Origin of the sequence: Streptomyces sp. ITFR-16 (assembly GCF_031844705.1) — a bacterium.
Classification (GTDB): domain Bacteria; phylum Actinomycetota; class Actinomycetes; order Streptomycetales; family Streptomycetaceae; genus Streptomyces.
This window is the reverse complement of record NZ_CP134609.1, coordinates 2,871,402-2,884,427: the sequence shown is the minus strand read 5'-3', so window position 1 is coordinate 2,884,427 and position 13,026 is coordinate 2,871,402. Positions and strand designations below refer to the sequence as shown.

Sequence of the window (13,026 nt, the reverse complement as noted above, 5' to 3'; positions counted from 1 at the left end):
GCGGCTACTTCGCGCGGTCGAAGTCGATGGCGCTGTAGGCGCGCAGCTTCGACAGCCGGTGGGTGGAGTCGATCTTCCGGATGGTGCCGGACTTGGACCGCATGACGATCGACTCGGTGGTCGCCGTCTCCGCGCGGTAGCGCACCCCGCGCATCAGCTCGCCGTCCGTGATGCCGGTCGCCACGAAGAACACGTTGTCCCCGCTGACCAGGTCGTCCGTGGACAGCACCCGGTCCAGGTCGTGCCCGGCGTCCAGCGCGCGCTGCCGCTCGGCCTCGTCCTTCGGCCAGAGCTTGCCCTGGATGACACCGCCGAGGCACTTTATGGCGCAGGCCGAGATGATGCCCTCGGGCGTGCCGCCGATCCCCATGAGCAGGTCGACGCCGGTCCCCTCGCGCGCGGCCATGATCGAGCCCGCGACGTCGCCGTCGGAGATGAACTTGATCCGGGCGCCCGTCTCCCGGATCTCCTTGACGATGCCGTCGTGGCGGGGGCGGTCGAGGATGACGACGGTGACGTCCTCGGGCGTGGAGTTCTTCGCCTTGGCGACGCGCCGGATGTTCACCGAGACGGGGGCGTTGATGTCGACGAAGTCGGCGGCCTCGGGGCCGGTGACGAGCTTGTCCATGTAGAAGACCGCGGACGGGTCGAACATCGTGCCCCGGTCGGCGGCGGCCAGCACGGCGATGGCGTTCGGCATGCCCTTGGCGTTCAGGGTCGTGCCGTCGATGGGGTCGACGGCGATGTCGACCTCCGGCCCGGTGCCGTCACCGACGCGCTCGCCGTTGAACAGCATGGGGGCCTCGTCCTTCTCGCCCTCACCGATGACGACGATGCCGTTCATCGACACGGTGGAGACGAGGGTCCGCATGGCCTTCACGGCGGCGCCGTCGGCGCCGATCTTGTCCCCGCGGCCGACCCAGCGCCCGGCGGCCATGGCGGCGGCCTCGGTGACCCGGACGAGCTCCAGGGCGAGGTTGCGGTCGGGAGCCTCCGGGGAGACCTCCAGCTGGGACGGCAGATGATGCTCGGACATCGGAGCGCACCTTTCTGTACGACGACGACCGGATGAGGGTGATGTGACTCTATCGCCACGCCGATAAAATGAGCAGACCGGGTCACGGATGAGCGGCCGTCCGGCCGGTGCGGCCGGTTCGCCGCCCCCGGTTCGGTGCCGTGCGGCCTGATGCGACGATGGACCCGTGGCAAGCAAGCGAGGCAAGCAGACCGTGCGGGACATGTTCCTGTCGTTGGCGGTGATCGCCGCTGTGGCGTTCGTCGTCTACCTCTTCATTCCGCACGACGACAAGGCCGACCCGGTCAAGGCCGTCGACTACCGCGTCGAGCTCCTGACCGCGCGGCGCGCGGCCCCGTATCCGGTGGCGGCCCCCGGCGGTCTGGGGCAGGACTGGAAGCCGACGTCGGTCCGGTACGACGGTGCGGCGGGCGACAGCTGGCACCTGGGCTTCCTCGACCCGGACGGCAAGTACGTCGCGGTCGAGCAGTCCACGGCCCCGGCGGGGAAGTACGTCACCGAGGTCAGCCAGAAGGCGAAGGACACCGGCCGCACCCAGCAGGTGGCGGGCGAGACCTGGCACCACTGGGAGGGCCCGAAGTACGACGCCCTGGTGCGCGAGGACAAGGGCGCCACCACGGTCGTGACCGGGTCCGCGTCGACGGCGCGGCTCGCGGAGATGGCGGCGGCGCTCAGGACGTCCTGACGCCGGCGGTCGTGCGGCACGGGGAAGGCCCCGGAGCAGGTGCTCCGGGGCCTTCCCCGTGTATGTGTCCGTCCGCCCCGGGGGCGGCGGCGGTGCTCAGACGGTCTTGACGACCTCGTCGAACGACAGGCGCGGCGAGCGCGGGAACCAGGCGTCCTCGCCCGGCTTGCCGATGTTGACGACCATCAGCACGTTGTGGTCGCCGTCCAGGAACTCCTTCTCGATGCCCGCGGCGTCGTAGCCGGTCATCGGGCCGGCGGCCAGGCCGGCGGCGCGGACGCCGATGATGAAGTAGGCGGCCTGGAGGGCGCCGTTGAGCGCGGCGGCCGACTCACGGACCGGGCGCTCCGAGAAGAACATGTCCTTGGCCTGCGGGAAGTGCGGCAGCAGGGCCGGGAGCTCCTCGTGGAACTCGTTGTCCGTGGCCAGGATCGCGACCAGCGGGGCGGTCGCGGTCTTGGGCTGGTTGCCCTCGGCCATGTGCGGGACGAGGCGGGCGCGGGCCTCCTCCGAGCGGACCAGGACGACGCGCAGCGGCGACTGGTTGAAGGCGGTCGGCCCGAACTTGACCAGGTCGTAGATCGCCTGGACCTGCTCCTCGGTCACCGGCTCGTCGGTGAAGGTGTTGGCGGTGCGGGCCTCACGGAAGAGGAGGTCCTGGGCGGCGGGGTCAAGAACGAGGGACATCGTGCGTATTACCTTCCGGACGTACACGGGGGGAGCGGGCGACGGCCGCGGGGGGCCGGGCCACGACGATCACGGTACGGGAGAGGTAGGTTAACTTTCAACTAAAACGGAAGCGGAGTGACCCACTCCACAGAACTCCACGGCGTGGGGGTCTTGAGAGAGGGGCCGTGCGTGTGCGTCGTGCGCCCGCGGGGGTCTCCCGCGCATACGGGACGGCCCGGGCGGGCCGCCCACACGTCAGCCCGCGTCCGCCGCCCCGTCCTCGTCGTCGTCCGGGCCCGCCAGTGCCGCGTCCAGCCGGGCGCGCGCACCTTCCAGCCAGTGCCGGCACACCTTCGCCAGCTCCTCGCCCCGCTCCCACAGCGCGAGGGAGTCCTCCAGCGAGGTCCCGCCGGCCTCCAGCCGGCGCACCACCTCGATCAGCTCGTCGCGCGCCTGCTCGTACCCGAGCGTGCCCGTCGCCGCAGCCGTCGTCGTCCCGTCGTCCGTCATGCGTTCCACCCTATGTGTCGGCTTGTCCGTCGGTCCCGGCCCCGGCCGGGCTCCGGGGGCCCGTCCGCCGCCCCCGGCCTGCTGCTCACTCGGCGACCCGCACCACGAACTCGCCCCCCGAGACCCGCGCCCGCAGCGCGTCCCCCGCGGCGCCCGCGCCGGCCGGGTCCCGGACCACATGCCCGTCCGCCCGCTGGAGCACCGCGTAACCCCGCTCCAGCGTCGCGGCGGGGGAGAGCGCGACCACCCGGGCCAGGGTGTGGGCCAGCTCCGAGTCCGCCCGGTCCAGGTGGTGGCCCAGCACCCGCCGGCCGCGCCCGATCAGCGCGTCGACCTCCGCCTCGCGCTCGTCCACCATCCGCTGCGGGTGCTCCATCGAGGGCCGCGCCAGGGCATGGGCGAGCCCCCGCTCCTCCCGGTCGAGCAGCCCCCGTACGGTCCGCAGCGCGCGGTCCCGGAGCTGCTGGACCCGGTCCAGCTCCTCGCCCACGTCCGGTACGACCTTCTTCGCCGCGTCCGTCGGCGTGGACGCCCGGACGTCCGCGACCAGGTCGAGCAGCGGGGAGTCCGGCTCGTGGCCGATGGCCGACACCACGGGGGTGCGGCACGCCGCCACCGTACGGATCAGCTCCTCGTCCGAGAACGGCAGCAGGTCCTCCACGCTGCCGCCGCCGCGCGCCACCACGATCACGTCCACGTCCGGCAGGCCGTCCAGCTCCTTGACGGCCCGGACGACCTGGTTCACCGCGTGCACCCCCTGGACGGCGGTGTTGCGCACCTCGAAGCGGACGGCGGGCCAGCGGCGGCGTGCGTTCTCCAGCACATCGCGCTCGGCCGCCGAGGCCCGCCCGCAGACCAGTCCGATCAGCTGGGGCAGGAAGGGCAGCGGCTTCTTCCGGTCGAGGGCGAACAGGCCCTCCGAGGCCAGCGACTTCTTCAGCTGCTCCAGCCGCACCAGCAGCTCGCCGATGCCGACCGGCCGTATCTCCGTGGCCCGCAGCGAGAGCTGGCCGCGCGGGGCGTACCACTCGGGCTTCGCCAGGACGACGACCCGCGCCCCCTCCGTCACCACGTCGGCGATCCGGTCGAAGACCTGCCGGTAGCAGGTCACGCCCACCGAGATGTCGTGCGAGGGATCGCGCAGGGTCAGGAACACCACGCCGGCCCCCGGCCGCCGGGACAGCTGGGTGATCTGGCCCTCGACCCAGACCGAGCCGAGCCGGTCGATCCAGCCGCCGATGAGCCGCGACACGTCACCGACGGGCAGCGGGGCTTCCGGGGAAGTGTTCAGAGCCATGCGAGCGAGCGTATCGGCCCCCACGGACAACCCGCCGCCCCCGCGACGGGGGAAGCCCTCCGGGCTCAGGACCCCGCCTCACCCACCCCCCGGTGCCCCCTCTGGACCGCCAGCACCACCAGGCCCACCGCCAGCCAGCACGCGCCCACCACCTGGGCGCTGCCCGTCGCCTCCACGATCACCGCGATCAGCACCCCGGCCCCCACGACCGGCATCACGACATGCCGCCACCAGCTCGGCGGACCCTCCATCCGCCGCACCACGAACCAGCCGACCACCGAGGCGTGCAGCAGGACGAACGCCGTCAGCGCGCCCACGTCCACCACCGACACCAGATGGTCCAGCCCGTCGTCGCGCCGGGCCGCCCACACCGCCGCCACCAGCGTCACGACGGCGGCGATCAGGATGGCGATCCTCGGCACGCCCGAGCGCGGGTCGACCCGCGACAGCAGTCCGGGCAGCCGGCGCTCCCGGGCCATGGCGAACAGCAGCCGTCCCGCGGCCGCCTGCCCGGCCAGCGCGGCGAACGCCGCTCCGATCGCCTTGCTGACCGCCACCAGGTCGTGCAGCCAGGTGCCGACCGCCGCGTCCACCGTGTCGTAGAACGCCGAACCCTGGGCCGCCGGATCGGCGGTCAGCTCCGACGAGGTCATCGGCTCCAGCAGCGCGGCCAGATAGGACTGCGCCACGAACAGCACCCCCGCGAGCACCAGGCAGAACAGCACGGCCCGCGCCACCTTCTCCGAGCCGCCCGTCACCTCCTCGGCGAAGGAGGCGATGGCGTCGAAGCCCAGATACGACAGCACCGCCACGGACACCGCCCCCAGCACCGCCGTCGTGGAGAACCCGGAGTCCCCGGTGAGCGGCGTCAGCCAGCCGCGCTGCGCCCCGTCGCGCACGAGCACCACCACCGCGGACACCAGGAACACCAGCAGCACCACGATCTCCATCGCGAGCACCGCGAAGCCGACCCGGGCCGCCGCCCGTACGCCCCAGAGGTTGAGCAGGGTCGTCAGGACCACCGCCAGCGCCGTCCACACCCACCGCGAGACCTCGGGCACCAGGGAGTTCATCGCGATGCCGGAGAAGAGATAGGCGACGGCCGGGATGAGCAGGTAGTCGAGCATCGCCATCCACCCGGCGATGAACCCGGGCCCCTCGCCCAGCCCCTTGCGGGCGTACGCGAAGACGGAACCGGCCAGCGGGGCGACCCGCACCATCTGGGCGTAACTGAAGGCGGTGAAGGCCATCACGACGGTCGCCGCGATGTACACCAGCGCGACCGCGCCGTCCGACTTCGCGTCCAGCGTGCCGAACACGCCGACGGGGGCCATCGGGGCGATGAACAGCAGCCCGTAGACCACCAGGTCCCGGAAGCCCAGGGTCCGCCGCAGCCCCGCCCGCCCGGCGGTGCTGCCGCTGGTGGAATCCGTACCGCTGCCGGCCATGGGCCCTCCGTTGGTCGTGTGAAGATCAGTCTCGCGACCGCCGGGGCCCCGCGCGCGTTCGGTACGGCCTTACGATGGGACGCATGACTGCTACGACACCCCGACGCGTCCTTCTCGCCGCTCCCCGTGGCTACTGCGCGGGCGTGGACCGTGCCGTGATCGCCGTGGAGAAGGCCCTGGAGCAGTACGGCTCCCCGGTCTACGTACGCCACGAGATCGTCCACAACAAGTACGTCGTACAGACCCTGGAGAAGAAGGGCGCGATCTTCGTCGAGGAGACGGCGGAGGTCCCCGAGGGCTCGATCGTGATGTTCTCCGCGCACGGCGTCGCACCGACCGTGCACGAGGAGGCGGCCGAGCGCAAGCTCGCCACGATCGACGCGACCTGCCCCCTGGTCACCAAGGTCCACAAGGAGGCCGTCCGCTTCGCGCAGGACGACTTCGACATCCTCCTGATCGGCCACGAGGGCCACGAGGAGGTCATCGGCACCTCCGGCGAGGCCCCCGAGCACATCACCCTGGTGGACGGCCCCGAGGACGTCGCCAACGTGGAGGTGCGCGACCCGTCCAAGGTCGTCTGGCTCTCGCAGACCACGCTCTCGGTCGACGAGACGATGGAGACGGTCGGCGCGCTCAAGGAGAAGTTCCCGCTCCTGATCTCGCCGCCCAGCGACGACATCTGCTACGCCACGCAGAACCGCCAGATCGCGGTGAAGCAGATGGGCGCCGATGCCGACCTGGTGATCGTCGTCGGCTCGAAGAACTCCTCGAACTCGGTCCGCCTGGTCGAGGTCGCGCTCGGCGCGGGCGCGGGCGACTCGCACCTGGTGGACTCCGCCGACGAGATCGAGGAGGCCTGGCTCGAAGGCGTCTCCACGGTCGGCGTCACCTCCGGCGCGTCCGTGCCCGAGGTCCTGGTCGACGGCGTGCTGGCCTGGCTGTCCGAGCGGGGCTTCGAGGACGTGGAGATCGTGAAGGCGGCCGAGGAGTCGATCGTCTTCTCGCTGCCCAAGGAGCTCCGCCGGGACCTGCGCGCGGAGGCGGCGGCCCTGACGGCCGAGTAGTACGCCCTCCGTATCGCCTCCGGGTTTCCGTTCCGGGAAGTGGGCGGGGCCCGGTGCCCGTACCGTGGATCACATGGAGATCTTCGGCGTGGACATCGGCGGATCCGGGATCAAGGGTGCTCCCGTGGACCTGGACCGCGGAGACCTGGCGCAGGAGCGCCACAAAGTACTCACCCCGCACCCGGCCACCCCCGAGGACGTGGCCGGGTGCGTGGCCGAGGTGGTCGGCCACTTCGACTGGCAGGGCCCGGTGGGCATCACCTTCCCCGGCGTCGTGACCGGCGGTCTCACCCGTACCGCGGCCAATGTCGACAAGGGCTGGGTGGACCTGGACGCCCGCACCCTGCTGGGCGACAAGCTGGGCCTGCCGGTCACGGTGCTGAACGACGCGGACGCGGCGGGCATCGCCGAGATGACGTTCGGCGCGGGCCGGGGCCGCAAGGGCACGGTCATCATGCTGACGTTCGGTACGGGGATCGGCAGCGCGCTCTTCGTCGACGGCAGGCTCGTGCCCAACACCGAGCTCGGCCATCTGGAGCTGCACGGCCACGACGCGGAGAAGCACGCCTCGACCAAGGCCAAGGAGGACGAGGACCTCAGCTGGCACCACTGGGCGCACCGGGTGCAGAAGTACCTGGCCCATGTGGAGATGCTGTTCTCGCCCGAGCTGTTCATCATCGGCGGCGGGGTCAGCCGCAAGGCCGACAAGTTCCTGCCGCTGATCGAGCACGTACGGGCCGAGATGGTCCCGGCCGAGCTGCAGAACAACGCGGGCATCGTGGGCGCGGCGATGGCGGCGGCGGGCCGCTGAGAGCGGGCCGGGCCGAGAGCGGGCCGGGCCCTGTCGGTCATTCCCGTCGTTGCCCGAAGCGAGGCAAGCGAGGCAAGCGAGGCGGACGGGAATTGCCGGGCAGGCCCTAGCGCTGGGAGGGGCGGCGCGGCGCGCGTGCGGCGGGACGGGCGGCCGGGGCGGGCTGCCCGGCGGGCCGGGCGGTCTGCGCGGCGAGCAGCATCCGCCGCTGCCGGGCCCGCATCAGCCGGACCTTCCGTACGGTCGCGATGAGACCGGCGACGAGCGTGCCGCCGTACAGCCAGCCGGCGTGGACGGCGAGGGCGGTGACGACGGCCATGGTCTGGCCGCCGAAGCCGCCCGTGCCGCCGGCGATCGGGATGATCCCGACGGCGAACGCGATCGGCACGCTGATCGGCGCGGTCACCAGGTCGGCCGGCCGCACCCAGAGCGCGGTCAGCGCGCTGACCGGCAGGAACAGCACTCCGAACACGGCGGACGAGCCGTCGAACAGCAGCCAGTCCGCACAGGCCAGCACGAACATGGTGGCGGCGGCGAACAGCCCGGCGCCGATGCCGGTCAGCCGGGGATTGGGCAGCCGCCGCAGGGCGAGCACGGCGGGAGCCACCGGGCGCCCCCGGCCGGCCGGGGTGCTCATCACCCGGTAGACGGTGGCGCCACCGGTGCCCTTGGCCCCCTTGGCTCCCTTGGTCCCCAGCGGGGACAGAGGGGTCTGCGGGGTCTGCCTGCGCTGCGGGGGACGTGTCCTGTGCTGCTCCACCGGGACAACGTAGGTCGCCGGGCGGGAGGAATCAGGTGCGGGACACGCGCTTTGGCCGACCTTGGGGATGAGTTCGATGCCACACGGCCCAACGGGAACCGGATCGGCACCCGTGACTGCCCGCCCCCGCCCGCCCGTAAACTGGAGAATCGGCCCACCCGGGTCCGCCGTCCATTCGAGTCCGCCCCACCCCCTAGGGAAGTCGCCACCGTGTCGCTCACGATCGGAATCGTCGGTCTGCCGAATGTCGGCAAGTCGACCCTGTTCAACGCCCTGACCAAGAACGACGTGCTGGCGGCCAACTACCCGTTCGCCACGATCGAGCCGAACGTGGGCGTCGTCGGCGTCCCCGACCCCCGCCTGAACACGCTCGCGAAGATCTTCGGCTCGCAGAAGCTGCTCCCGGCGACGGTCGACTTCGTCGACATCGCGGGCATCGTGCGCGGCGCGAGCGAGGGCGAGGGCCTGGGCAACAAGTTCCTCGCGAACATCCGCGAGTCGGACGCGATCTGCCAGGTCATCCGCGCCTTCAAGGACGAGAACGTCGTCCACGTCGACGGCAAGGTCTCGCCCAAGGACGACATCGAGACGATCAACACCGAGCTGATCCTCGCCGACCTCCAGTCCGTCGAGAAGGCCATCCCGCGCCTCACGAAGGAGTCCCGCCTCCAGAAGGAGAAGGTCGCGGTCCTGGCCGCGGTCGAGGAGGCCCAGAAGATCCTGGAAGCGGGCGACACCCTCTTCCACGCCGGCATCACGGCCTCCACGGAGAAGGGCCGCCTCCTCCACGAGCTGCACCTCCTGACGACCAAGCCCTTCCTGTACGTCTTCAACGTCGACGAGGACGAGCTGGTCGACGAGGACTTCAAGAACGAACAGCGCGCCCTGGTCGCCCCCGCCGAGGCCATCTTCCTGAACGCCAAGATCGAGTCCGAGCTGATCGAGCTCGACGACGACGAGGCCCTGGAACTCCTCCAGTCGATGGGCCAGGAAGAACCCGGCCTCGCCACCCTCGGCCGCGTCGGCTTCGACACCCTCGGCCTGCAGACCTACCTCACGGCAGGCCCGAAGGAAACCCGCGCCTGGACGATCAAGAAGGGCGCCACGGCCCCCGAGGCGGCCGGTGTGATCCACACCGACTTCCAGAAGGGCTTCATCAAGGCGGAGATCATCTCCTTCGACGACCTGGTCGAAACCGGCTCGGTGGCCGAGGCCCGCGCCAAGGGCAAGGCCCGTATGGAGGGCAAGGACTACGTCATGCAGGACGGGGATGTGGTGGAGTTCCGCTTCAGTCTATGAATTCCACGACGTTGCTGACGTGGTGGAATCCATAGCCAAAGTACGAGTAACGGACGGGGCGAGGATTACTTTGCCTTGGCTCCGTCGGCGGTCTGCTGACCGCCCTCGGTGTTGCCTCTCCCGAAAGCGCGCAGGTTCGGGAATTCTCGGATACGGTCTCGCTTTGCCCTGCGCGTCCAGGGCGGGTTGACGGGGGTCTGCGCGCAGGTCCGCCGCGCATGCAGCCGGACAGCCTCTGCCGTCATATGGCCCGGCCCGGGTGGTGGCGGACGCGCTTTTTCAAGTACTGCGAGGCCGATAAGGTTGGCGATCGCGTCGCGGTAACCGGAGAAAGTTGCCGATGTAGGGCAAACGGGCCAAGGGTGACGTCCACCCCCCGTTTGCCGCTCAGGACCCTTTCGTGCAGTCAGGCTCCTGAGGTAGGCACGCTCCAGGCTTCGCGGCCTCGGCTTTTCTCGCGGCCGAGCTCGACCAGCCACATCTGCGCTCGTAGCGTTCATTGACGAGATGCGGGACCTCTTCGGCGGTGTCGAGCCGATCTGCACCGTGCTGGCAGCGCATGGCATTAGCATCGCCCCTCCACCTGCTACGCCGCCAAGAAACGCCAATTGGTGCCCTCGCCGCGAACCGTGCGGGACGAGGAACTCAAGGAAGAATCACGGAGGTCTACCAGTCCAACTACCGGGTCTATGGCGCCAGGAAATTCCAAAGACAGTTCAACCGGCAAGAATATAAGGTGCCCCGCTGCGCGATCGAGCGTCTGATGCGCGAGAACGACATCGCTGGCGCGGTCCGCGGCTACCTGTAGTCGGGGTGTTGACGGAGTTGGCTGCGGTTGTACTCGACCTCGACGTAGCGAAAAACGTCGACCCGGGCGGCCTCGCAGGTCTCCCACATGGTCGTCCCGATCTCCGCTTTCAGGATGGCGAACCAGCTTTCCGCGGCGGCATTATCGTAACAAGAGCCAACTCGCCCCATCGACTGCCTCGGCGCAACTTGCTTACTTCGCTGCGGAATTCGTCCTTGCTGCCGCGATCCGTATGCATGACGCAACCCTGCTCCAGGCCGCCACGCCCGGCCGCCATACGCAAGGCGGCGACCGGCAGTGCGGTGGTGGTCGGCCATCGCCCAGCCGGCCACCTCCCGCGTTGCGAGATCGATACAGGCCGCCAGATACAACTTCCCTTCCAGCGTGCTGAGTTCAGTCATGTCGCCGACGAGTCGCATCCCGGGCCGGGGCGCGGTGAAGTCCCGGCCGATCAGGTCGGGCGCGAACACCGCCCGCTTCGCCTGCTGGGTCAGGACCCGCCGCCGACGACGGGTGATCCCGACGATCCGGTGCTTGCGCATCAGTCGCTCGATCTTCTTGGAGTTCACCACTTGCCCGGCCCGGCGCAGGGCGGCGTGGATCCGTGGGACCCCGCTCCGCAGTGGTCAAAGCCCCGGCGGGTCCCTCACCGCGGTCGACCTTCGCCTGCTTCACCCACCCGCGCAACCCTTCGGGGTTCACGCCCAGATCCCTCGCGACCTCAGTGACCGTCTTCTCCGACGACAACGCCAGCGCGACGGCATCACGCTTGAACTCCGCCGTGTACCGCTTGCTCTTCTTACTCACTACCTGTGACTGCTTTCTCCGGGACCTTCCGTCCCAATATCAAGCTGTCCAGGTCAAAGAGGGAGCTTCATATCTCCTTCTCCAGCAATGGGCGAGGCGTGCCGCGTAATGTTGTGGCACGCCTCGCCCGTCATTCGACGTGTTACCCGAGGGGGAAGGAGGTCGCGACCCAGCCGACTCCCACCAGGACTGCAAATACTCCGACCAATCGAAAAGTCCTGGCCGTGGCGCGCCCGGTATTCATGAAATCGGCGTAGAAGGAGTAGAGGCGGTTCGCGATCCTCCCGAAGTCCCCGATGAGGGAAACACCGAAGATGATCAGGAGGATTCCGACGATCAGGCTGAACATTCTCAGACCTTTCTCAATCTTACCGTGTGAACCATGTACCGCTCCATGTCTGGTTTACGCCGGCATACCCCTCGTACTCCAGACCCACGCCGATTCCCATCTCAAGTGTGCGTACCTGCTCCCCGTGTGAGTTGTACGTACCGATGGCGTGCTCGTGGTTGATCGTACCGCCGACGCCGCTGAAGACGGAGGCTCCGACGTCGCGACCGTACCCAGCGAATTGGCCGATGTCGTCCGCGTTGCTGCGGAGCATGGAGACGTCGCCGCTGAATCCGAACCCGGCGCCGCCGACGCCGCCTGAGCGCGTCCATCCGAAGTCCACGGATCCGTCCGGCTTTTTCGTCATCACGACGCAGGCGGAGTCCCGTCCGCGACGTCTTATTGATCAGAAACTCATTGGGTTCACTGAACCTCTTTCATCCTGTGCCGTGGGGATGAAATGGGCTGGTCAGATGCGGTGACGTGGCGAAGCCCCTCGTCGTTGGTGTGGTGATCTCACTCAACACGCCGACGGCCGGGGGGCTTCGTTGGTTCCGTATCCTTCCACGCTCGATGTCCCGTACGAGCTGGTCGAGCATGTCTCCTGGCTCATCTACACCCGAAGGTGTGAACTTCGCACACGCTGGCGGAAGTTGAGCTGCTTCAAGCAAGCGCTGCTGACACTGGCCCATCTACGGAAGAACGAGACGTTCGCACAAGTCGGTGCCGGGTTCGGGGTATCGGAGGCAACGGCCTGGCGCTACGTCGACGAGACACTCGAAGTCCTGGCCTCCTGGGCGCCGGGTCTGCACGAGGCTCTCGTCGGGCTCGGCGAAGGAGACTTCGTCATCGTCGACGGCACGCTCATCCCCACCGACCGTATCGCTGCGGACCAGCCGTACTACTCGCAGAAGCACAAGCAGCACGGCATGAATGTCCAGGTCGTCGCACGCCCGGACGGCACCCCACTGTGGTTCTCCCGCGCGACACCGGGCCGCACGCACGACCTGACCGCGGCCCGCGCGCACGGCATCGTCCAAGCCTGCCTCACCCGGCAGATCCTGGTCCTGGCCGACCGGGCCTACCAGGGTGCCGGCGCCACCTTCCGCACCCCCTACTACCACCACAACGAACAGCCCGAGCACTACCAGCAGTTCAACCGCGACCACGCCCGGCTGCGAGCTCCGGGAGAACGCGCCTTCGCACAGCTGAAGTCCTGGCGGCTGTTACAGCGAGCCCGATGTTCAACCCGGCGCATCGGCACCATCGTCCAAGCCATCCACACACTCATGACCTGCGACTATTCAGGATGAAAGAGGCTCACTGAGCGTTTTCAGCGTTGCCTCTCCAGGGTGAGGACGGCTTTGGTGATGACGGTCATGCGGTTGGGGCTGATGCGGGATCTGCGGAAGATTTGCCAGGACTTGAGCCGTGCCATGCCGCGTTCGACGGGTGCCCGGGCCTTGACCCCTGATCCTGGACACACGAGACACTGGATCCTGAG

Annotated in this window: 14 protein-coding genes and 3 pseudogenes; 6 read left to right on the top strand and 11 right to left on the bottom strand. The window is 69.3% G+C overall.

From position 1 onward, the window contains the following. Window positions 1-4 precede the first annotated feature (4 nt). The gene (gene glpX, locus RLT58_RS12670) at window positions 5-1,036 is read right to left on the bottom strand and encodes a class II fructose-bisphosphatase (protein ID WP_311310498.1); all 1,032 of its coding nucleotides are present in this window, start codon (window positions 1,034-1,036) and stop codon (window positions 5-7) included. Window positions 1,037-1,202: 166 nt separating this feature from the next. On the opposite strand from glpX, the gene RLT58_RS12665 reads away from it, so the two are divergent. After that, entirely contained in the window at window positions 1,203-1,721 is a 519-nt protein-coding gene (locus tag RLT58_RS12665) for a DUF4245 domain-containing protein (RefSeq protein WP_311310497.1), read from the top strand. A gap of 96 nt (window positions 1,722-1,817) precedes the next feature. Here the strand turns inward: RLT58_RS12665 and RLT58_RS12660 are convergent, their stop codons facing one another. The 4 genes from RLT58_RS12660 to RLT58_RS12645 all read right to left on the bottom strand — a co-directional run bounded on the left by RLT58_RS12660 (window position 1,818) and on the right by RLT58_RS12645 (window position 5,645). After that, the gene (locus RLT58_RS12660) at window positions 1,818-2,408 is read right to left on the bottom strand and encodes a malonic semialdehyde reductase (RefSeq protein WP_311310496.1); all 591 of its coding nucleotides are present in this window, start codon (window positions 2,406-2,408) and stop codon (window positions 1,818-1,820) included. 237 nt (window positions 2,409-2,645) lie between these two features. Next, window positions 2,646-2,900 carry an exodeoxyribonuclease VII small subunit gene (locus RLT58_RS12655; RefSeq protein ID WP_311310495.1) on the bottom strand — a complete coding sequence of 85 codons (255 nt, stop codon included), beginning with the start codon at window positions 2,898-2,900 and terminating at the stop codon, window positions 2,646-2,648. 85 nt (window positions 2,901-2,985) lie between these two features. Continuing rightward, window positions 2,986-4,197 carry an exodeoxyribonuclease VII large subunit gene (gene xseA / locus RLT58_RS12650; protein WP_311310494.1) on the bottom strand — a complete coding sequence of 404 codons (1,212 nt, stop codon included), beginning with the start codon at window positions 4,195-4,197 and terminating at the stop codon, window positions 2,986-2,988. 65 nt (window positions 4,198-4,262) lie between these two features. Continuing rightward, window positions 4,263-5,645 (bottom strand): APC family permease, encoded by a 1,383-nt coding sequence (locus tag RLT58_RS12645; protein ID WP_311310493.1) that lies wholly within the window; start codon window positions 5,643-5,645, stop codon window positions 4,263-4,265. A 74-nt stretch (window positions 5,646-5,719) separates the two neighbouring features. On the opposite strand from RLT58_RS12645, the gene RLT58_RS12640 reads away from it, so the two are divergent. Both RLT58_RS12640 and ppgK read left to right on the top strand, forming a co-directional pair. Next, a complete protein-coding gene (locus RLT58_RS12640) occupies window positions 5,720-6,709 on the top strand; it encodes a 4-hydroxy-3-methylbut-2-enyl diphosphate reductase (RefSeq protein ID WP_311310492.1) in 990 nt (329 codons plus the stop codon). Between the two features lie 73 nt (window positions 6,710-6,782). Next, entirely contained in the window at window positions 6,783-7,520 is a 738-nt protein-coding gene (gene ppgK / locus RLT58_RS12635) for a polyphosphate--glucose phosphotransferase (RefSeq protein ID WP_311310491.1), read from the top strand. A 106-nt stretch (window positions 7,521-7,626) separates the two neighbouring features. Here the strand turns inward: ppgK and RLT58_RS12630 are convergent, their stop codons facing one another. Then, complete coding sequence (locus RLT58_RS12630; RefSeq protein ID WP_311314500.1) at window positions 7,627-8,157, bottom strand: DUF6542 domain-containing protein; 531 nt, start codon at window positions 8,155-8,157, stop codon at window positions 7,627-7,629. Window positions 8,158-8,490: 333 nt separating this feature from the next. On the opposite strand from RLT58_RS12630, the gene ychF reads away from it, so the two are divergent. Together ychF and RLT58_RS36100 are read left to right on the top strand one after the other, a co-directional pair. Continuing rightward, window positions 8,491-9,579 carry a redox-regulated ATPase YchF gene (ychF, locus tag RLT58_RS12625; RefSeq protein WP_311310490.1) on the top strand — a complete coding sequence of 363 codons (1,089 nt, stop codon included), beginning with the start codon at window positions 8,491-8,493 and terminating at the stop codon, window positions 9,577-9,579. 559 nt (window positions 9,580-10,138) lie between these two features. Then, window positions 10,139-10,387, top strand: a complete 249-nt coding sequence (locus RLT58_RS36100) for an IS3 family transposase (protein WP_399131408.1) — start codon at window positions 10,139-10,141, stop codon at window positions 10,385-10,387. On the opposite strand, the gene RLT58_RS12615 is transcribed toward RLT58_RS36100, so the two are convergent. The 4 genes and pseudogenes from RLT58_RS12615 to RLT58_RS12605 all read right to left on the bottom strand — a co-directional run bounded on the left by RLT58_RS12615 (window position 10,378) and on the right by RLT58_RS12605 (window position 11,889). After that, the gene (locus tag RLT58_RS12615) at window positions 10,378-10,989 is read right to left on the bottom strand and encodes an IS3 family transposase (RefSeq protein ID WP_311314499.1); all 612 of its coding nucleotides are present in this window, start codon (window positions 10,987-10,989) and stop codon (window positions 10,378-10,380) included. The genes RLT58_RS36100 and RLT58_RS12615 overlap by 10 nt on opposite strands. A 25-nt stretch (window positions 10,990-11,014) precedes the next feature. Further along, window positions 11,015-11,194: pseudogene (locus tag RLT58_RS36095) on the bottom strand (transposase); the annotation flags it as partial. 142 nt (window positions 11,195-11,336) lie between these two features. Then, on the bottom strand, window positions 11,337-11,543 hold the full coding sequence (locus RLT58_RS12610; RefSeq protein ID WP_311310489.1) for a hypothetical protein: 207 nt from the start codon (window positions 11,541-11,543) through the stop codon (window positions 11,337-11,339). Window positions 11,544-11,562: 19 nt separating this feature from the next. After that, window positions 11,563-11,889, bottom strand: coding sequence for a hypothetical protein (locus tag RLT58_RS12605; protein ID WP_311310488.1), 327 nt, complete (start codon window positions 11,887-11,889; stop codon window positions 11,563-11,565). A 140-nt stretch (window positions 11,890-12,029) separates the two neighbouring features. Between RLT58_RS12605 and RLT58_RS12600 the strand changes: the two are divergent. Further along, a pseudogene (locus RLT58_RS12600) lies at window positions 12,030-12,835 on the top strand (transposase family protein). Between the two features lie 20 nt (window positions 12,836-12,855). Here the strand turns inward: RLT58_RS12600 and RLT58_RS12595 are convergent. Next, window positions 12,856-12,984, bottom strand: a pseudogene (locus tag RLT58_RS12595) (IS5/IS1182 family transposase); the annotation flags it as partial. Between the last annotated feature and the right edge of the window lie 42 nt (window positions 12,985-13,026).

Coding starts and splice junctions, on each gene's coding strand:
- glpX (WP_311310498.1), bottom strand. CDS start 1,036: ATGTCCGAGCATCATCTGCCGTCCCAGCTGGAGGTCTCCCCGGAGGCT.
- RLT58_RS12660 (WP_311310496.1), bottom strand. CDS start 2,408: ATGTCCCTCGTTCTTGACCCCGCCGCCCAGGACCTCCTCTTCCGTGAG.
- RLT58_RS12655 (WP_311310495.1), bottom strand. CDS start 2,900: ATGACGGACGACGGGACGACGACGGCTGCGGCGACGGGCACGCTCGGG.
- xseA (WP_311310494.1), bottom strand. CDS start 4,197: ATGGCTCTGAACACTTCCCCGGAAGCCCCGCTGCCCGTCGGTGACGTG.
- RLT58_RS12645 (WP_311310493.1), bottom strand. CDS start 5,645: ATGGCCGGCAGCGGTACGGATTCCACCAGCGGCAGCACCGCCGGGCGG.
- RLT58_RS12640 (WP_311310492.1), top strand. CDS start 5,720: ATGGGACGCATGACTGCTACGACACCCCGACGCGTCCTTCTCGCCGCT.
- ppgK (WP_311310491.1), top strand. CDS start 6,783: ATGGAGATCTTCGGCGTGGACATCGGCGGATCCGGGATCAAGGGTGCT.
- RLT58_RS12630 (WP_311314500.1), bottom strand. CDS start 8,157: ATGAGCACCCCGGCCGGCCGGGGGCGCCCGGTGGCTCCCGCCGTGCTC.
- RLT58_RS36100 (WP_399131408.1), top strand. CDS start 10,139: ATGGCATTAGCATCGCCCCTCCACCTGCTACGCCGCCAAGAAACGCCA.
- RLT58_RS12610 (WP_311310489.1), bottom strand. CDS start 11,543: ATGTTCAGCCTGATCGTCGGAATCCTCCTGATCATCTTCGGTGTTTCC.
- RLT58_RS12605 (WP_311310488.1), bottom strand. CDS start 11,889: ATGACGAAAAAGCCGGACGGATCCGTGGACTTCGGATGGACGCGCTCA.